At 24.7% G+C, this 20,128-nt stretch carries 21 protein-coding genes; 10 read left to right on the top strand and 11 right to left on the bottom strand.

The genetic code is table 4. The features are described from left to right. Positions 1-28 precede the first annotated feature (28 nt). On the top strand, positions 29-1,309 hold the full coding sequence (locus AAHM85_RS02455) for an IS3 family transposase (protein ID WP_342260858.1): 1,281 nt from the start codon (positions 29-31) through the stop codon (positions 1,307-1,309). On the opposite strand, the gene AAHM85_RS02460 is transcribed toward AAHM85_RS02455, so the two are convergent. After that, positions 1,302-1,499, bottom strand: coding sequence for a transposase family protein (locus AAHM85_RS02460; RefSeq protein ID WP_342260859.1), 198 nt, complete (start codon positions 1,497-1,499; stop codon positions 1,302-1,304). The two genes, AAHM85_RS02455 and AAHM85_RS02460, sit on opposite strands and share 8 nt — an antisense overlap. Before the next feature lie 4 nt (positions 1,500-1,503). Then, positions 1,504-1,851 carry a transposase family protein gene (locus AAHM85_RS02465; protein WP_342260860.1) on the bottom strand — a complete coding sequence of 116 codons (348 nt, stop codon included), beginning with the start codon at positions 1,849-1,851 and terminating at the stop codon, positions 1,504-1,506. Positions 1,852-2,065: 214 nt separating this feature from the next. Here AAHM85_RS02465 and AAHM85_RS02470 point away from each other — a divergent pair, with 214 nt between their 5' ends. Further along, on the top strand, positions 2,066-2,626 hold the full coding sequence (locus tag AAHM85_RS02470; RefSeq protein WP_342261690.1) for an IS1595 family transposase: 561 nt from the start codon (positions 2,066-2,068) through the stop codon (positions 2,624-2,626). Positions 2,627-2,791: 165 nt separating this feature from the next. Here the strand turns inward: AAHM85_RS02470 and parC are convergent, their stop codons facing one another. Together parC and parE are read right to left on the bottom strand one after the other, a co-directional pair. Continuing rightward, positions 2,792-5,257 carry a DNA topoisomerase IV subunit A gene (gene parC / locus AAHM85_RS02475; RefSeq protein ID WP_342260861.1) on the bottom strand — a complete coding sequence of 822 codons (2,466 nt, stop codon included), beginning with the start codon at positions 5,255-5,257 and terminating at the stop codon, positions 2,792-2,794. A 20-nt stretch (positions 5,258-5,277) separates the two neighbouring features. Next, positions 5,278-7,200, bottom strand: coding sequence for a DNA topoisomerase IV subunit B (gene parE, locus AAHM85_RS02480; RefSeq protein WP_342260862.1), 1,923 nt, complete (start codon positions 7,198-7,200; stop codon positions 5,278-5,280). A gap of 351 nt (positions 7,201-7,551) precedes the next feature. Here parE and AAHM85_RS02485 point away from each other — a divergent pair, with 351 nt between their 5' ends. Beyond that, positions 7,552-8,064: an ankyrin repeat domain-containing protein gene (locus AAHM85_RS02485; protein WP_342260863.1), complete on the top strand. Its 513-nt coding sequence runs from the start codon at positions 7,552-7,554 to the stop codon at positions 8,062-8,064. Here the strand turns inward: AAHM85_RS02485 and AAHM85_RS02490 are convergent. Together AAHM85_RS02490 and AAHM85_RS02495 are read right to left on the bottom strand one after the other, a co-directional pair. Continuing rightward, entirely contained in the window at positions 8,056-8,349 is a 294-nt protein-coding gene (locus AAHM85_RS02490; protein WP_342260864.1) for a transposase, read from the bottom strand. The genes AAHM85_RS02485 and AAHM85_RS02490 overlap by 9 nt on opposite strands. Further along, complete coding sequence (locus AAHM85_RS02495) at positions 8,312-8,812, bottom strand: IS3 family transposase (RefSeq protein ID WP_342260865.1); 501 nt, start codon at positions 8,810-8,812, stop codon at positions 8,312-8,314. Before AAHM85_RS02495 ends, AAHM85_RS02490 begins: the two co-directional genes overlap by 38 nt. A gap of 630 nt (positions 8,813-9,442) precedes the next feature. Between AAHM85_RS02495 and AAHM85_RS02500 the strand changes: the two genes are divergently transcribed. Then, positions 9,443-10,684 (top strand): DEAD/DEAH box helicase, encoded by a 1,242-nt coding sequence (locus AAHM85_RS02500; protein ID WP_342260866.1) that lies wholly within the window; start codon positions 9,443-9,445, stop codon positions 10,682-10,684. A gap of 63 nt (positions 10,685-10,747) precedes the next feature. Here AAHM85_RS02500 and AAHM85_RS02505 read toward each other — a convergent pair whose 3' ends face one another. From AAHM85_RS02505 to AAHM85_RS02520, 4 genes are all read right to left on the bottom strand, one after another. Next, positions 10,748-10,951, bottom strand: coding sequence for a hypothetical protein (locus tag AAHM85_RS02505; RefSeq protein ID WP_342260867.1), 204 nt, complete (start codon positions 10,949-10,951; stop codon positions 10,748-10,750). 110 nt (positions 10,952-11,061) lie between these two features. Beyond that, on the bottom strand, positions 11,062-12,876 hold the full coding sequence (locus AAHM85_RS02510) for a hypothetical protein (protein WP_342260868.1): 1,815 nt from the start codon (positions 12,874-12,876) through the stop codon (positions 11,062-11,064). Positions 12,877-13,013: 137 nt separating this feature from the next. After that, positions 13,014-13,226, bottom strand: a complete 213-nt coding sequence (locus AAHM85_RS02515; protein ID WP_342260869.1) for a hypothetical protein — start codon at positions 13,224-13,226, stop codon at positions 13,014-13,016. Between the two features lie 181 nt (positions 13,227-13,407). Further along, positions 13,408-14,268, bottom strand: a complete 861-nt coding sequence (locus tag AAHM85_RS02520) for a ribonuclease HIII (RefSeq protein WP_342260870.1) — start codon at positions 14,266-14,268, stop codon at positions 13,408-13,410. A 131-nt stretch (positions 14,269-14,399) separates the two neighbouring features. On the opposite strand from AAHM85_RS02520, the gene acpS reads away from it, so the two are divergent. The 6 genes from acpS (at position 14,400) to AAHM85_RS02550 (ending at position 19,654) form a co-directional block, all read left to right on the top strand. Next, positions 14,400-14,720: a holo-ACP synthase gene (gene acpS, locus AAHM85_RS02525; RefSeq protein ID WP_342218986.1), complete on the top strand. Its 321-nt coding sequence runs from the start codon at positions 14,400-14,402 to the stop codon at positions 14,718-14,720. A 123-nt stretch (positions 14,721-14,843) separates the two neighbouring features. Next, positions 14,844-16,055, top strand: coding sequence for a thymidine phosphorylase (locus tag AAHM85_RS02530; protein ID WP_342261691.1), 1,212 nt, complete (start codon positions 14,844-14,846; stop codon positions 16,053-16,055). 74 nt (positions 16,056-16,129) lie between these two features. Then, positions 16,130-17,443 carry a hypothetical protein gene (locus AAHM85_RS02535; protein WP_342260871.1) on the top strand — a complete coding sequence of 438 codons (1,314 nt, stop codon included), beginning with the start codon at positions 16,130-16,132 and terminating at the stop codon, positions 17,441-17,443. Between the two features lie 154 nt (positions 17,444-17,597). After that, a complete protein-coding gene (locus AAHM85_RS02540; protein ID WP_342260872.1) occupies positions 17,598-18,350 on the top strand; it encodes a segregation/condensation protein A in 753 nt (250 codons plus the stop codon). Further along, a complete protein-coding gene (gene scpB / locus AAHM85_RS02545; protein WP_342260873.1) occupies positions 18,343-18,924 on the top strand; it encodes an SMC-Scp complex subunit ScpB in 582 nt (193 codons plus the stop codon). The genes AAHM85_RS02540 and scpB overlap by 8 nt, the downstream gene beginning before the upstream one ends. Continuing rightward, complete coding sequence (locus AAHM85_RS02550; RefSeq protein WP_342260874.1) at positions 18,917-19,654, top strand: pseudouridine synthase; 738 nt, start codon at positions 18,917-18,919, stop codon at positions 19,652-19,654. Before scpB ends, AAHM85_RS02550 begins: the two co-directional genes overlap by 8 nt. 21 nt (positions 19,655-19,675) lie before the next feature. Here AAHM85_RS02550 and AAHM85_RS02555 read toward each other — a convergent pair whose 3' ends face one another. Continuing rightward, entirely contained in the window at positions 19,676-20,020 is a 345-nt protein-coding gene (locus tag AAHM85_RS02555; protein ID WP_342260875.1) for a hypothetical protein, read from the bottom strand. Positions 20,021-20,128: the final 108 nt, after the last annotated feature.

The following is a 20,128-nucleotide window of genomic DNA, read 5'->3' on the forward strand; positions in this document are numbered from 1 at the left end:
AAAAATAATTAATACAGAAGGAGAAATTATGAATTATAAAGTTTATTCAAAAGAAACAAAATTAGCCGTTGTTAATGAGTATTTAGTTGATAAAAAACTAAAAATACATGAAATTCAAGTCAAATATAAATTATCAACTCCAGTATTAATTTATAATTGGGTTAACCAATATCAAATTAAAGGTGAAAATGCATTCACCAAAATTTCTAAATCCCAAACTTCTCACAGGATCGATAAGAAAGATATTGAAATTAAACTATTAAACAAAGAAATTGATAAACTTAGAAAACAAGCTTTAAAAGATGAGGTTGAAAAAGAACTTTTAAAGGAGCAATTAGCCTGTGAAAAGAAATTAACAAGGGGAAAAAATAGTAAATTATTAAAATATAAGTGTTTTTTAATAGTAGAAAAATATAAGCAAAAAGGTCATCAATTAAATAAAATTATTGTTTACATAGCTATTAGCAAAACAGCATACTATTTATGAGTAAAAAAAGGTAAAAAGCAATATCAATCAAAAATTAATGATAATTTGATACAAGCAATAAACAAAATAGTTCTCATTAAAATTGAAAAAAAGTACATTAATATCACTAGTTTTGAAAAAGTAAGATTAGAGTTAAAAATAAAAAATAAAGGTCTTAAATGCAGTAAAACAAGCATAAAACAAATATTAAAAGATAATAATATTAAATTATTATTAGAACCTAAATCAACAAATAGAGTAGTAGAAAATAGTGATTTAAAAAATAATAAAGATTTATTAAAACGTAATTTTTCAAGTAATAACTTTCTTGAAAAAGTTGGTATGGATGGCACATGATTTAAAAATATAATTATTGGTGATAAAAAAACAAAATTATTAGTTGTTTTTGCTACTGATATGTACAGTAATTCAATTGTTGGCTGAAAAATAAACAAAAGTGAAAATGCCAAAACTGTGTTAAATGTGGTTAATCAAATAGAATTAGCGAGTGCTAAACAATGTAATTTTACGACTATTCAATCAGATTTAGGTTCTGCTAATACAAGCGAAATTGTTAGTAAAGTTTTTAATACAAGTACTAATCTAATTCACTCAAAAAGTCTATCAGGTTTTAAAGGTAATCAAGTTAGTGAATGTTTAAATCGTTGAATTAAAAGAGATTTTAAAATGATGTTTGATAGCACTTTTGAAAGTATGGAAAGTTTTAATAAAATATTAGAAAAATTTGTTAGATATTGAAACAATGATAGAATAGTTATTAGATTGAAAATGCCTCCAAATCAATTTGTACAGATTTGAAGACAAGAAAGTAAACTTATCTAACCAATGCCTTCTTAAAAGTTTTAAAATCATGATTTTTACCAATATCAGAAAAAATATTTAAAATTTCATTAGTATTTGCATTAATTACGGTTTGAAACTTAACAGTATGCATTCATTTTTTACCAGAAAATCAATCTTTTTGGTTATATTTTGGTCGTTCTGTTTCTACCTCTGTTACATCAATTATCAAAATTTTATTTTTTAATTCTTCTTTTTAAAAAAATATTTTTATTTGTTAAATTATTAAACTTATTATTCTTTATTAAAATATCTTCAATTGAACGAATATTTCATAAAGCAGTAGTATCAACCATACCATACTCAGCACCAATACTATGATATGTACGATTTTCATATAAATATCTTAAACTCATTACTAGTCGATCTTCTATTGACATTTTATATGGCCTTCCACCAATAGTAGTTTTGAGTTTTTGATGTTCTAATAAAATATTTAAAATTTCGTTAAAAACGAGTTTATTAATACCCACTATTTTACGAAAATATTGATCAGATTTATCTTTTAATTCAAAATATGTCATAAAGTTTATCCTTAACTATTCAAATTTTATTTTAATAATAACAAAAAAATAAAAAGTTAACTAGTTATGCAGTAAGTCTAGTGAAAAAGTTAACTCTGTTTTAAAAGAGTCGCGTTATAAATGCAAAAAATGTCATAAGTCTTTTAGTGTAACTGCTCAAACTATTTTTCATCATACACGTGTACCACTTCAAAAGTGATTTATTTTAATAGTATTAATGGCTAATGCTAAAAAAAGTTTATCATCATCTCAAGCTTCAAGAGACTTAAACTTACGTTTAGCAACTGTATGAAAAATGATGCATAAAATTAGAAAGGCAATGGCTAATGATGAGATTAAATTATTAGCAAAAATATTAGAGATGGATGAAACATATGTGGGTGGAAAACCGCGTAAATATAATGATGTTGATAATAAAAATAACTCATTACGTGGTAGAGGAACTAGTAAAGAGTGTGTTGTTGGCATTATTGAACGAAATGGTAATGTTAAATTATTTCATGCAAAAAATAAAAGTATTAAATCTGAAGATTTAATGAAAATAGTTAAAGAAAATGTTGATATTAACAATTCTATTCTTTTTACTGATGAATATCGTGGATATTATAAAATAAATAAAATTTTACCACATGAACAAGTTAATCACAAAAAATATTTTTCTTATAATGGTATTCATACAAATACAATAGAAAGTTTTTGAGCAATATTAAAAAGAGGTTTTATCGGCCAATTTCATTGAGTTTCAAAAAAATGACTCCAATCTTATTTAAATTAATTTTGTTTTAAATATAATAATCGTAAAGAAAAAATCACATTTAAAAATATCGTAATTAAATTATTTATTAAGAATTAAGTGTTAACCAATAAGCGTAAAATTCCGAAAAAGTTTATTTTAAATACCATTGTTACTTTCTTTTGTATCAAAATTTTCTGATATTGATTATATATCAGCATCAATAACATCAGTTTTTAAATCAATAACTAAATTATTACCACCAGCAATAATATCATCAGCAACTACTTTGCCAGTTCCTTCATTTACCTTGCTAAGATTAATGTCACTTGCTTTAATCACTAATCATTTTTCTTTTTTCGTTAATATATTAATAAAAGATGTTGCTGGTGATAAGAAAGTTTTAATAATACTAATACTTTTACTTTTAGGCACTTTTATTACCTTATTACCTTTTGTTGTTCGTGAAGTTTGTTCAATAGTATTGAATAACATTCGTTTAATTGTTCCAACTGATGTTAACATTGCATAAATATCATTACTATTACCACAAGCCATTCCTACCACTTCATCTTCTTCAGAATTAATTTTCAAAGCTTTAATACCTGTTGCGGTTTTAGTTAATAATGGAACTTTCGTTTCTAAATATTTTAAAGTCATACCCTTGCGAGTACTAATAACAATAAAATCATGACCCGTAGTATTATTAACACTAATAACACCATCGTTCTCTTTTAACTTAACATATTTGGCAGTTTTATTAAATCTAGTAGTTGCTAACTCTAAAAGTGGCATTCTTTTAATTAAACCATATCTAGTAGCGACTACTATATTTACATTTGTCTGTTCAAAACTATTAATTTGTGCAACACTAATAATTTTTTCATTTCCTTCAAGTTTACATAACGTATTAACATGAATACCATTATCTTTTCATTTATTTTCTTCTAATTTAAAAATTGGTATTAAAAAATAATTACCTTTATTTGTAAAAAATAATAAATTATTAAAATTATTGAACATTGCTCCACCAATAATAACATCATTTGGCTTACGTCCAAAATCTTGATTATCAAGATTTTGTGAAAATATTTTACCACTTATTACCTTAATTCAACCATCATAACTAATACTAACAAATACATTTTCTTGTCGCAATGTTGCTTTTTCATCAATTGTGATTTCAGAAATTTCACCTTGAATTTGTGATTTTCTTGATCCAGAAAAACGAGAATTAATTTGTTCTAACTCAGTAATAATAACTTGATGTAGCGAATTTTCATTATTAAGAATTTCTTGTAAAACAATAATTTTACTTTCAATATCTGCTTTTTCTAAAACTAATGATTGAATATCAGTAGCAGTTAAACGATATAAACGTAATTGTACAATTGCTTCTGCTTGAATATCACTAAAATTAAAAGCTGATATTAAATTTAATTTTGCTTGCATACGGTCAGTTGATGTTCTAATAATTTTAATTACTTTATCAACTTCACTTAATGCAATAACTAAACCATTAACAATCTCTAACCTTCGTTCTAATTGTGCTAAGTCATATTGTGAACGCTTAGTAACAACATCAATTTGATGATTAATATAAAAATCTAACATATTAATTAAACTCATTTGTACTGGTTTTTTATTAGCGATTGCTACTAAATTAAAGTTATAATAAATTTGTAAATTGGTATTTTTAAATAAATAATTTAAAATTTCTTGCGGTTTACTATCTTCTACTAAATCAATAACTATTCGTAAACCAAAACGATCCGTTTCATCACGTACTTCTTTAATACCGTGAATTTTTGCTAATGTTTTAACATCATCAATTTTTTTAATCAAATCTTGTTTAATAACTTCAAATGGAATTTCGGTAATAATAATTTGTGGAATTTCACCTTCATTATTAATATGAGTTTTAGCACGAATTGCAATTCGTCCTTTACCAGAACGATAAGCTTCTTTAATACCTTTAATACCTTGAATAATTCCTCCAGTTGGAAAGTCAGGACCCTTAATAACATGCATTAATTCGCTTAAATTACATTGTGGATTATTAATTCTCATGACAATTGCATTAATTACTTCTTGTAAATTATGAGGTGGAATATTAGTTGCCATTCCAACAGCAATTCCAGAAGCACCATTTACTAATAAATTTGGAAAATAGGCAGGTAAAACTGTTGGTTCTGTTTCTGATTCATCAAAATTTTTAATTAAACTAATAGTATTTTTCTTAATATCCTTCAATAATAATTCTGAAATTAATGATAAACGTGCTTCTGTATATCGCATCGCAGCAGGATTATCACCATCAATTGAACCTTTATTACCATGCATTTGTACTAATGGTCATGCTACCTTTCACTCTTGTGCCATTCTACACATCGCAGCATAAACCGCTGTATCACCATGAGGATGATATTTACCAATTACTTCTCCAACAACACGAACTGCTTTTTTATATGCTTTATCATTGGTTAAGCCCAAATCATTCATAGCATGCAAAATTCGACGTTGAACTGGTTTCAAACCATCACGAACATCGGGTAATGCTCGCTCTAAAATAATATATTTGGCATATCGACCAAAACGTTCTGCAACAATATCATCAATAGGATAAGATAAAATTTGTTCATTATTTTGTTGAATCTCTTCTTTACTATTCATAACTTATAAACTCCTTTTTCTTAATAATCACTAGCTTCAAAAGAAATATTTTCTTCAATTCATTTTCGTCTTTTTTCTGGTTTATTACCCATTAATATTTGAATTTCTGTTTCTGCTGATAGAGCGTCTTCAATAGTAATTTTAATTAATTGACGAACATTTGGATTCATAGTTGTTTCTCATAATTGTTCAGCGTTCATTTCTCCTAAACCTTTATAACGTTGCAGGTCATATTTACCTTTAATTGTTTCAACTTTATCTTTTAATTCTAACTCATTTCAAACATATACATGTTTTTCTTGTTCTTCTTCTTTAAAAGAAATTTTAAATAAAGGCGGCAATGCAATATAAATATTGCCCGAAGTAATTAAATCTCGCATATAACGATAGAAAAAAGTTAGTAATAAAATTTGAATATGGGCACCATCAGTATCGGCATCAGTCATAATAATGACTTTATTATAATTACAATTTTCAATATTAAATTCGTTACCAACACCAGCACCAATCGCATTAATAATCATACTAATTTCCTCATTATTAAAAAGATCAATTACTTTAGTTTTTTCGGCATTAATTACTTTTCCTTTTAATGGTAATATTGCTTGGAACTTACGATCACGACCTGACTTGGCACTGCCACCAGCCGAATCTCCTTCCACTAAAAATAATTCATTAATATTAGGATTTTTACTTTGTGCAGGTACCAATTTACCTACTAAAAATTTTTGCGTATCTTTACTTTTATTACGCAATGATTCACGTTCTTTTCTTAAAGCATTACGAATATCACGAGCCTTAATGGCTTTATCAATAATTTTTTTAGCAGCATCACTATTTTCATGAAGTCAAAATGAAAATCTTTCATTAACAATATTATCAACAACAATTCTTGCTTCGGGCGTTCCTAATTTACCTTTTGTTTGACCTTCATATTGAATTAAATTTTCAGGAATACGCAATGAAACAATAGCAACCAAACCTTCTCGCAAATCATTACCTTCTAAATTTTTATCTTTTACTTTTAATAATTCTTGTTTTCTTGCATATTCATTAATAGCTTTTGTTAAACCACTTTTAAAACCAACTAAATGACTTCCACCATCAACAGTTTTAACATTATTGGCAAACCCTACTAATGTTTCAGTATAATCTTCAGTATATTGTAATACAATTTCAACATCAATATTATTTTGTTTACCCTTTAAACTAACAATTGGTGATAAATTTTTTTTATCTTTATTTAAATATTGCATGAAAGCAACTAAACCATTTTCATAATGAAAAGTTTCTTCAGTACCTGTCCTCTTATCAATTAATTGAATACTTAAATCATTAATTAAAAAAGCACTTTCACGTAAATGTTGTTCAAATAAATGAACATTTCAATCACAACCTAGAAAAACACGATGAAAATCAGGTAAAAATTGTACTCTAGTTCCTGTTTTATAAGTGCTGCCAATCATTTTTAAACTTTGATCAATCTTACCACCATTTTTAAATTTAATTTCATGAATTTTTTTATCACGATGAATAGTAACAATCATTCAATTACTTAAAGCATTTACTACTGAAGCACCAACACCATGTAAACCACCCGAGGTTTTATAACTATTAGTGTCAAATTTCCCACCAGCATGTAAAACCGTATAAATAACTTCAGGAGTACTTTTTTTTGAAGCATGCATACCAGTTGGAACACCACGACCATTGTCTTCAACAGTAACTGACTTATCAACATTAATAGTAACAACAATACTAGTACAAAAGCCAGCTAATGCTTCATCAATACCATTATCAACAATTTCTCAAACTAAATGATGAAGACCGCGATTATCAGTAGAACCAATATACATTCCAGGTCTTTTTCTAACTGCTTCTAGACCTTCTAAAATTTGAATTGATGATTCATTATAAACACTGCTTTTTGGTTTATTTGCCATGAAAAAAACTCCTTACTACAATTTATTTCATTTTCATTTTATCATATATTTATTTATTTAAAGATAATGTTGATAAAAGAACTAAATCAATTTTATAATTTAAAGTTAAAGGTTCCTATACAAAATTTAATATAATATATTTAAAATAAATATTTATCTAATAATTTTTAATTATTAATAAAACAGTTATAAAATAAAAAAATTATTAACTTTTAACTAATTTAAAAGTTAATAATTGAATCATAAAAAAAATAAATATAATATTCTTATAAAGATTATAGACTTTTATCGGTTACTTATTTTAATATTTACAAAGTAAATGGGTTTTTTATTGTTAAAGGAGAAAAAAACATGAATAATGATTTAAATGAAAAATTAATAAATAGTGCTTGAAATGGTGATTTAGATACAATTAATATTTTACTGACAAATAATGGTGCTGATGTTAATTATTTAACTATAAATAATTTTAGTGCTTTAACACTAGCTGCCTGAAATGGACAATTAAATATCGTTAATGTATTAATAACACATAATGCCAATGTTAATCACATAAATGAAGATAATGATGAAACTCCTTTAATCTTAGCTGCCAGAAACGGATACCATGAAATCATTAATCTCTTAATTGATAATTTTGCTAATATTAATCATGAAAATTGTTATGGTGATACAGCTTTAATATGAGCTTCCAAAAACGGATATTTATATATAGCTAATGTTATAATAGCGCATAATGCTAACGCTGATCATACAAATCAAATAAATAATCGCTTTTCTCCCTTTATGTACTATTTTTTAATTTTATCACATAAATGTTGAGAAAAACGTATCTACGGACTTTTCCCCACATTTTTAAATTAAACACAGCATTACAATTTCAAAACTAGGTATCTTATTGAATTTATATGCAACTTCTTTGGCATATAAATAAACATAATGTTTTGCAACTTTGATATGTGTTTTAAATGTTCTTCTTATATGTTTTCAAACTGATTCAATTTGATTGGTATTTACACCAGTTTTTGAAACATAACCATCTTGATGGTTAACTGTTTTATGTTTTGGGAAAACCAATTTGAAATCGCAATATCCTTTTCAATGGCATTGGTTAGATAAGTTTACTTTCTTGTCTTCAAATCTGTACAAATTGATTTGGAGGCATTTTCAATCTAATAACTATTCTATCATTGTTTCAATATCTAACAAATTTTTCTAATATTTTATTAAAACTTTCCATACTTTCAAAAGTGCTACCAAACATCATTTTAAAATCTCTTTTAATTCAACGATTTAAACATTCACTAACTTGATTACCTTTAAAACCTGATAGACTTTTTGAATGAATTAGATTAGTACTTGTATTAAAAACTTTACTAACAATTTCGCTTGTATTAGCAGAACCTAAATCTGATTGAATAGTCGTAAAATTACATTGTTTAGCACTCGCTAATTCTATTTGATTAACCACATTTAACACAGTTTTGGCATTTTCACTTTTGTTTATTTTTCAGCCAACAATTGAATTACTGTACATATCAGTAGCAAAAACAACTAATAATTTTGTTTTTTTATCACCAATAATTATATTTTTAAATCATGTGCCATCCATACCAACTTTTTCAAGAAAGTTATTACTTGAAAAATTACGTTTTAATAAATCTTTATTATTTTTTAAATCACTATTTTCTACTACTCTATTTGTTGATTTAGGTTCTAATAATAATTTAATAACGCTTTTCTCCCTTTATGTACTATTTTTTTTAATTTTATCACATAAATGCTGAGAAAAGCGTTATATTATTTTTCAAAATGTTTTGTTATGATAAAAAATTTCTAATATAATTTAAATTTTTAATTTTAATGAATTTAAAAATTTGCATAGTATTTTAATTATTATTTTTATATTTTCATTTCTATAAATTTATCTTTACATTTAATTAAAAATAGTGTATTATATTTAAGTTGTTGATTAATTCGCAATTTTCTTTTAAGATATGATTGATAAAAAAATATCAAAAAGTTGTTAATGATGTCAAAGAAATAAATAATATCATGAAATTATTTGACAACTTTTAATTTTAGAAAAATTAGATGAATTAATACTTTAAAATGTAAGTATATATAAATAATAAATAAAACTAATCCTTTTTTAAAATAATCCTCTTTTAGAGGTTATTTTTCAGGTTATAATTATCATTTTTTCTAAATTTATTCAAAATTTATTTTTAAGGAGAAATATATGAGTTTTACAGAACTAAATTTAAAACAAGAATTAACTGCTGCTATTGCTAAATGAGGTTATACTACCCCAACACCGATTCAAAAGAAGACAATTCCAGTTTCTTTACAAAAAAAAGATATTATTGGAAAAAGTCATACTGGAACGGGAAAAACTGCTGCCTTTGTCTTACCTATATTACATAATTTAGATATAAAATTATATCGTAATCAAGCCATTATTGTTTGTCCAACTAGAGAATTAGCAATCCAAGTTGCTAAACAAGTAAAAAAATATGCTTATTTTTTAAATGGTGTTAATGTTGCTTTATTATGTGGTGGTGTTAATATTAGAAATCAATTATATGATTTAAGAACTAGTAACATAGTTGTTGGAACACCAGGAAGAATTACTGATCATATTAATCGCGGTAGTTTAAGATTAAATTCAATTAAAACATTAGTTTTAGATGAAGCAGATGAAATGTTAAAAATGGGATTTAAAAAAGATATTGATTTCTTATTTGAAAATTCACCACAAAATATTCAAACTGTTCTTTTTTCAGCAACAATGTCTAAACCAGTTTTAAAAATTGCTGATGATTATCAAAATAATCCAGTTAGTATTACTGTTGAAGATGAAAGTCAAAAATTACAACAAGCAAATATTAAACAATATTATTTTGATTGTCGTAATATAACAAAAGAAACTGCATTAGTTGCTTTATATCAAAAATTACAACCACAATTAAGTATTGTTTTTTCAAATACAAAAGCTTTTACTAATAAAATTGCACAATTATTAGAACAAAATAATATTAAATGCGCTGTTATTAATGGTGATAAAAGTCAAAGAGAACGTATGGAAGCAATGAGACAATTTAAAAATGGTAAGGTTAGAGTACTAATTGCTACTGATGTTGTTGCTAGAGGAATTGACATTAATGGTATTGATTATGTTTTTAATTATGATATTCCACGTGAATATGAATACTATACTCATCGTATTGGTAGAACAGCTCGTGCTGGAGCACAAGGGACTGCTATTACTTTAGTAAGTAATAGAGTTCAATATAATGAAATTCAAGAAATTCAATATTATCAAAATCATGAAATTACTTTACTAGATACTACAGATTGAGATTTACCTAAAAATGTTGTTAAAGTACAGACTAAATTAAATTTTTCATCTCATAACAATAGAAATGATTTTAAACGTAATGTTGATAATAATTCAAAATGAAAAAGAAAACCAAAATATTAAAATTGTTCATTTTTATAAAAAAATCACTTAATTATTAAGTGATTTTTTCTTTAAATATTAATTTTATAAAGTTTTTTTATTTTCATTTTTTTTCTTATTTTCGATTTCTTGTTGTTGTCTTTCTTTTTCAGCTTTTTCTGCTTCTTTTCTTATTTTATTAGCTGCAAATTTTTCTTTTATTTTTGCTATTTCTTTTTCTCTTTTATTTTTTTCATCCATAAAAATCCCTTTCTTACTACTTTTTTTGGCATATTTATTCTTATACATCTAAAATACCTAAAATAAGTGTACATTTTTTAGAAAAAAAATAAATATAAAATATTAAAAAAATCACTCTTTTTAAAAGAGTGACTAAAAATTAAGTTTAAATAGTATTTTTAATTGAATGGCATTGGATGGTATATTCCTGTACTTGTCGATGGTTGGTTATTTATATCATTTGCAAATTCATATGGATTGTCAATAGGAAATTCTTTTATTGATGTTTCGTCATCAGTTTCTTTTCCATTTGATGATTTTTCTGCTTCTATTTGTTGTGATAAAATTTCTTCAATACCAGAATCTTCAAATTCTTCTTCCTGATATTTTTTAAACAATTCATCAAAAGTTGTGAATTTTCCATTGTTTTCTAATTTTTCTAAATGTTTTTCAAGAAAAACTGCTTCTTTTTTAGTAAATCCACAACAACTAGTTAATATTTCTGTTATTTTTTTTATAGTTATTGGTTGATTAAATACATCTTTATAAAAATCAGAAATAGCAAAAGCAATCATATCAATTGCTGTTACACCAATTGAAAATCCTAATGTTGTTCATCTAACAAATTTTTCATAAAATAATTTTGTGGCTTTTTTAAATCCATATTCAGTAACTAATGCAGCTTCTGTTTTAACAGCATTAACAGTACAAGTGACTGATAAAAATAAAGGGATTGCCATTAATATTTTTTTATATCTAGTTTGTTTTTCAACTCATTTTGAAAGTTTTTCAGGACAAAGATTAGTTGGAATTCCTAAGTTTGTTAAACCTGATTTAAAAATATTATTAATTGGTCTCATAACAAAATAACGACTTATATTTGCTGCTAAAGCACCTGTAGTAAAAATGTCTTTAGTGATTCAATCATGTAAATTAAAATCTTCTTTAGAAGTATTTTCTGATGAGCCGGTTAGAATAATATGGCTACCTGCTCATGTTAGTGTTTCTAAAGTTAAATTAACTAAAAGATTACGTCCTCAATTTTTTACCAATGCTATTGGTTTATTATTTTGTTGTTCCATAGTTTTAATTGTTTTATTTGCTAAAGATATTACCTGTTTAATTTCAATATCATTATTATCACTATTATTTTCTGTTTGTGAATTAATAATTAGTTTTTTAATTCGTTCAATTTCTTTTTTAAAATTTGGATGATATTCAAATTCTGTTTCTATACAATTTTCAATTTTATTAAACTTTTGTATCAAATCATTAAGTATGGAAATATTTGAAAAATATTTCATTAATTTTTGATGGTATTCTTCAAATAAAAATGTTTCGAATATTTCTTTATATTTTTCAAAGTCACTGGTATTAAATTGATTGATTTCAATGGGATTTGTTTTATTTTTTTTATTAAAAAAAACATCTCGTGATCAACTTGAAGCTGCTGAAGTGAAAAATGTGCCAAGTGCAGTATCAAGTAATACCATAACATAATTTTGTCAATTTCAAAATATAGCATCAATATAATCTTGGGATGTATGTTCTTTACCATCAATGGGAAAATTAGAAACTACTCTTTGTAAATTTTTACCAGTAAGTCCAATATAAATTTCTAATAATCCTAAAAATTTATATGCAATATTTCTTATTATTCCTGGTTTTGTTTGATCAATAAAATTTTGTATTATTGTTAAATATTTATATAATTTTAATAAAACATTTAAATCTCTATTATTAGAATTTTCTTTAAATAATTTTAATTGTTCATTAAGTGAGTTGGTATTTGTTATAAATTTATTAATATTATTAATAGTTTTTATAGTAATACCTTCTAAGAATTGATTTTCAGGTGATAATTTTCTTTCTTTTTTTTGAAAAGTTTTTAAATCTAAATTATCATCAATATATTCATCAGCATCATTGTATTCTTTTTTATATACTTCTATTGTATTTTTACTAAAATTTATTTTTAATAATTCCAAAACCAATGTTTCATTTCTTTCAACACATGTTACTTTTTTTCAATATTGATTGTTATTAATAATTATAGTGCTTTCATTAATAATAGTTAAATTACCAAAGTTATCTCTAATTTCAGTTTCATATTTTCAATTTCCTTTATCATCTAGTTTTTTTTTTTTGTTGACCCTCCATAACGACTACTACAATTTATTCAATTATTTTCTTCACTATCTTCTATTTCGATGATTGTACTTGAACTATTAAGACTTTCAGTACTACTTGAATTACTATCATTTATAGAAGGTTGTTGATGGGTAATTCCATAATTAGTATGTTTATTTTTTTCTAATAAAGGTTTTTTTTCTTCTTTTGGCATTTTATTTTTCTCCTTTAAGTATAAAAGTCCTATTTTGTTTATATAAACAAAATAGGACTTAAAAATATATTTAAACATATATCTGATTTGGATTATATCATTTATTTAATAGTTTTTAAATAAAAAATATCTTTTTATATATAGTTAATAAAAATTAAGTTTTAAGTATTCTTTTAATTATTTATTTAAAAAATTCAGTAAATGATTTTTTGCTATGACGTTCAAGAAATTTATTAAATTCAATTGTTTTTTCATTTTTAATTTTTTCTAAAAATATATTAACTTCTTTTCCACTACCTAATGGAATTGTATTAGTATCAACACCTTTTATTTTTTTAACTTCTTCTAAAAATAAATAGCGACTAATAATAATACTACAAGCGATAGCTAAATACTTACTTTCTGCATTAGTAACAAATTGAACTTTATCTTTAATAATTTTATTACGATTATCTTTCATATTTTCAATGTATTTATAATATGTATCTTCACTAATATATTGATCAATAACTATAGTATCATATTGAATTCTATGTTGTAACATACGAACTAATGCTTGATTTTCTCCTCAGGTTTTAATAATATTAGGGCTATAACCCGCATCAATTCATTGATTATATTTACGATTGTTAATGATTACTGACTCAAAAATAATTGTTTTCATAATATCTTGTGCTAATTCAATAAATTTACTTTGTGATAAGTCTTTATAATCACGAATGTTAAGTAAACGTAATTTTTCTAAATTACCCGAACCAATATAAGAACTAATAATAACAAGTGGACCAAAAAAATTATTAATACCAAATTCAGCATTGCCAATGACTGGTGATTGATTTTCATCAAGTTGATTTCAAATACTACGATATTCTGCAATAATATCTTCTTTAGTACCTTTAAAAATAACTTTTTCTTGATAAATTTCAATTGTTATATTATGATATTGAAATAATTCATAACTACTATTTTTATTATCAACTTTATAGTTTTGGTAGTGTTCTTTAATTAATGATTTTTGTTTTTGATTTAAGTAAAATGTCATTAATATACCACCATCTTTTCAAAATTTATTTGATTTATTGAAATTAATATCACACTTTCTTTCATATTAATTATATAATAAAAACAAGGATTTTAGGGTTTTAACCTTTTATTTTATATAAGGAGTTAACAATGCGTAGTGTAGGTATAGATATTATTGAAGTAAATCGAATAGAAAATATTGAAGAGCTTGCTAAAAGAATTTTAAGTAAGAAAGAAATTATACTTTTTAATCAATATTCTTTGCAACGTCAACAAGAATTTTTGGCAGGAAGATGAGCATTAAAAGAAGCAATTTTTAAGGCATTACCACAAGAAAAGTTAACATTTAAAAATATTGATATTAGTTATAACCAATATAATCAACCGATAACTATTATCAAAAATTATCAATTACTTTTATCTTTATCACATAATCAAACTAATGCAATTGCCATTGCGATTGTTATTTAATAAAAAGAAAGTAAGGTGTTTTGTTAAAATGTATATGATTGATTTAATTTCTAAAAAGAAATTAGGACAAAGTTTAAACAAAGAGGAACTAAATTTTTAACAGAAGGTATTGCCAACGAAACAATACCAGACTATCAAATTAGTGCTTGAGCAATGGCTGTTTATTTTCAGGGAATGACTAATGATGAATTAGTAGAATATACAAAAGCCATTATTAATACTGGTGAAACTATGAATTTATCACAAATTACTGGTTTTAGTATTGATAAACATTCAACTGGTGGTGTTGGTGATAAAACTAGTTTAGTATTCGGTCCATTAGCTGCTGCTTGTGGCTTAAAAGTTGCAAAGATTTCTGGAAGAGGATTGGGTATTACTGGTGGTACTATTGATAAATTGGAAATAATTCCAAATTTTAAATGTGATTTGGCAATATCAGATTTTATTAAAGTTGTTAATAAAGTTGGTATGAGTATTATTAGTCAAACTAGTAATTTAGTGCCCGCTGATAAAAAATTATATGCATTACGTGATGTTTCAGGAACAGTTGATTCATTACCATTAATTGCTGCTAGTGTTATGTCTAAAAAAATAGCAATGGGTGCTGATTTAATTTTGCTAGACATTAAATGCGGAAAAGGTGCCTTTGTTCAAGATATAGTAACCGCAAGATTATTAGCAAAGTTAATGGTACATATTGGTAAAGCTTTTAATAAAAAAATTTATGCTATTATTAGTGATATGAATAAGCCTTTAGGACAAACAATTGGTAATGCACTAGAATTACAAGAAGTTATTTTAAGTTTAAAAAATAAAGGACCAGAAGATTTGAAAATTCTTGTTAGTAATTTAGTAGCTTTAGCCTTATTGGGAGCTAAAAAGGTAAAAACCTTAAAAGAGGGTATTGATAAAGCTAATGCTATGTTTACTAGTGAAAAACCACTACAAATTTTTTATGATTTTGTTAAAAGTCAAGGTGGAGATACTAAATATCTTGATAATATTGATAAATTACCACCAGCTAAATATATTATTAAAGTTAAGGCACAATTATCGGGCTATTTAGATTTTACTAATAATTATGCTTTAGGTGAATTATCAGTAATATTAGGAGCAGGAAGAACTACTAAAACTGATATCATTGATCCAGTGGCAGGAATTTATTTAAAACAAATTCATGGTCAAAAAGTTGAAAAAAATAGTGTAATTATGGAACTTCATACTAATAAAGATCAACATTTTCATCAACAATTTTTAGATTTGGCAATTTCTACATTTCAGATTACTAATAAAAAATACGATATTAAACCAATAATTTTAGAAATAATAATGTAATTTAGTTTAAAATTGTTTATAATGTTACAGTATTTTAAAAATATTAATCAAATGAAATGATAAGGAGCGTTTTTGTGAAATCTTTATTAAAATTACTGGGCACACTTGCTTTAGCAACAACACCAGTGGTAACAGTTGTTGCTTGTGGTAGTGAAAATAATCAAATGACTCCAAGGGATATTCTTAATTTTGCTGCCTCTTTTGTTACTGATAGTAGTCTGCAAATTAAGGCTGATCTTAATTTATCAGATGATACCAATATAGGAGAAATGAAAGGTAAAATTTTTAGCGAATTAGATACTTCTGTGCAAACTGCCATTTGTAACTTTTTTTCTAGTAAACTTAAAGAAAGTACCAATGAACATCCAACAAATTGATATCATCCTGATGCACATGTCAAAATTATGGACTATGTTCCAAAAAAAGATAATGATAATGATGAAAAGGACAAACCTAAGTTTGTTTTACCAACTGGTAGTGAATTAGTCAATGGTCATTTATGAGTAAAAACGGAAATCTCTTATTTAAATTTACCATCAGTTACTAAAGATATTAAAATTACAATTAATAATGATACAAGTCATACTAGTGATCAAAAAAAAGCTGATGCAATTAGAGACTTTATTAAACAAAAAATTACTAACGGTAATCTAAATATTAATGTCGAAAATTTACCAATTGATGGAAAAATTGATGCACCTTCAAAAGAAGATATTGCTAGAACCCAATTATCATATATCAAACAAAATTTAAATGTTGCTATTAAAGATAAAGTTGAATATTCTGGTTTAAGTTTAAGTTTTGTATTTTCAGGTGATTTTTCAAATGATGCTAAATCAACTTTATTTAAAATGACAACTGCAACGGTTACCAATAATGATGATAAATCAATTGTATTTAATGGTAATATTAATAATATTACTATTGATTTCTTAGTTGGTAATGATGGTAAATCTACTTTTAATACTGGTGATATTGGAAGCACTACTACTGCTATTAAGATTAATCAAACTTTTGTTGATGCAACAACACAAATTTCAAAAATATTTTCTGAGCAAACAGTTGATACAGTGAAGGAATTACCAAAAGCTTCAGACAAGTATTCAGATTATGACAAAGATGGAAAGATAAAAGAACAAGTTATAACAAATGGTTATTTTGCTAATATTAATAAAATTTATAGTATTCTTGCTTCCAAATGAACTGATAGTGTAATAACTATTACTAATCCTGAAAGTGGATTTAATCTTAATCCTAACGAAAAAAATGGTTATTTTAATTTAAAATTTAAATTAAAATATGACCTAAAAGGATTATTACTAAATACATCTTCAAAATTTGAAATAAATGCTGAAAATATTCATATTATATTACGTGAAGTTAAATAATAATATTTAAATATATAATAACTTTTAAAACTTATTTTAATCATTAAAAAATTAAAAATAAGTTTTTTTATTTATTAAAGATTAATAAAGTACTATTAAATTAAGTTATAATTAATATTAATAAGTATAAAATGATATTGAGGGAACGAGAATAATGTTACAACCAGTAATTACAATTGAATCTTTTCAAGGACCAATGGATTTGCTTTTGCATTTAATTAAAGAAAAAAATATTGATATTTTAGATTTAAATCTAAATGATGTTACTAACCAATATGTTCATTTTATTAATGAAGAATTAATTGAAAATATTGATTTAGTAAGTGAATATTTACCGATTGCTGCTTATTTATTAGAATTGCAATCAAAACAATTATTACCAAAACAAGAACTACTAGTAGATAGCGCTTACGAAAATGAAGTTAATCGTCAAAAATTAATTGCTCGTTTATTAGAATATAAAAAATTTAAAGAAATAAGTAATTATTTCAAAGAACAGGCACTATATAGAACCCAATTATTAACAAAAGCACCTAGTGATTTAAAAACATATTTAGTTGATGAAATTACACCAATTTTGGTAAAAAATAATGTTAATAAATTAACACAAGCAATGTTAAACTTATTTAATAGACTACAAAATGAAAATAAATTACCAGTTAATTTAGCATTAAACTTAATTTCAGCTGAAGATCGTGCTAAAGAAATTAAACAGTTACTGAAAAAAAAACCCAAGCAACACTTTACTTTAGAACAATTATTTTTTACTAAAACATTAACTTTACATTATTTTATTATTACTTTTATTGCAATTTTAGATCTTGCAAATCATCAAATGTTACATATTATACAAACTAATACTTTTACTGAAATTACAGTAATTTATTGAGGTGAGAAAAATGAATAATAGCAATTGAAAAACAAACGAAAGATTAGCAGTTTTACAAGGTTTATTATTTATTGCTGGTAATGAAGGCCTTGATTTATTAACACTTGCTGAATATTTAGAATTAACAAAAAAACCAAAAACTGTTGAAAATTTAATTGCATCTTTACAAATGAAATTAAATGATGATGATGCCAGTGGTTTAAGTTTAATTAAAGTTGGTAATCTTTATAAATTAACAACAAAACCTATTCATTATAATCGCTATCAAGTATTAAAACAACAACCTTTAATTCGTTTATCACAAGCAGCTTTAGAAACACTAGCTATTATTGCTTATAATCATCCAGTTACTAAACCACAAATTGAAGATATTCGTGGTGTAAATTGTGATTCTATTATTTTTAAACTAAAAAGTTTAAATTTAATTATCGAGATTGGTCGTAGTGAATTACCAGGAAAACCAATTTTATATGATTTAACTGATGAATTTATGGATCATTTTAATATCGAATCTTTAACTCAATTACCAACTTTGTCACAATTTAATAACCAAAATGATGAACAAGAAATTTACAACTTTACTAATGAATAATGATTTAGAACGCTTGCAAAAAGTTATTGCTAATTCTGGAGTATGTTCACGACGAAAAGCAGAATTACTAATTATTAATGGGCAGGTAACAGTTAATGGGCAAATTATTACAACGTTAGGTTTTAAAGTTACAAGTAGTGATGTTATTAAAGTTAATAATCAAATTATTCAACAATCTAATCATATTTATTTAGCATTTTATAAACCACCTAATTGTTTAACAACAGTCAGTGATCCTAAAAATCGACCAACAGTAATGAATTATTTTACTAATATTAATAGTAGAATTTACCCAGTCGGTCGTTTAGATTTTGATACTTCAGGTTTGTTGTTAATGACTAATGATGGTGAATTTACTAATGCGATTATTCATCCCCGTTATAAAATAGATAAGGTATATGAAGTATTGGCAAGTGGTATTTTGTCATCAAGTGCTATTAAAAAACTACAAGAGGGTATTATTTTATCATCTTCATTTACAACTTCTCCTGCTATTGTTAAAATAATTTATAAAAATATAAAAAAAGAAAATACTTTACTACATCTAACTATTCATGAAGGGCAAAATCAACAAGTTAAACGTATGATTAAAGCAGTAGGAAGTAGAGTAATTACGTTAAAACGTTTACAAATTGCTAATATTACTTTAAAAGGTTTAACAATGGGTGAATATCGTTATTTGACACAAGAAGAAGTAACAACATTGATGACTTTGAGTCAAAAGAGTTAAAATAAAAGAATAATTTATTTTTTAAATATAACACCTTTTTATATTTTCTGGGTTTGTCTTTGTATTAAAAATCTTATTTATTTCAATAATATTTTCAGCAAAAGATTTTGCTGTTTTTATTTCCTCTTGTAATTTTTTATTTGTAATAATATCACTTTTAAAATTTTTCAGTATTTCAATAAGATTATTTAAGTTTTGAAATTTATTTGCTTCTTTAGCAATAGCACATTTTTGTTTTTCACAGATTTTAATACTGATATCTATTCAATTTTGTAATTTTTTTATTTTTCATTTTTGATTTGAAGTTATTAATAGTGGATTTTCATGATTATTAATTGCATGATACATGCTTATGCTAAAAACCATTATTCTTAATCCTTGGTGAAAATTATTATCGCTTTTCTCCCTTTATGTACTATTTTTTAATTTTATCACATAAATGCTGAGAAAAGCGTATCTACGGACTTCACCCCA

It is taken from the genome of Spiroplasma endosymbiont of Notiophilus biguttatus (assembly GCF_964030985.1).
In the GTDB taxonomy this organism is placed as follows: Bacteria; Bacillota_I; Bacilli_A; order Mycoplasmatales; family VBWQ01; genus Spiroplasma_E; species Spiroplasma_E ixodetis_A.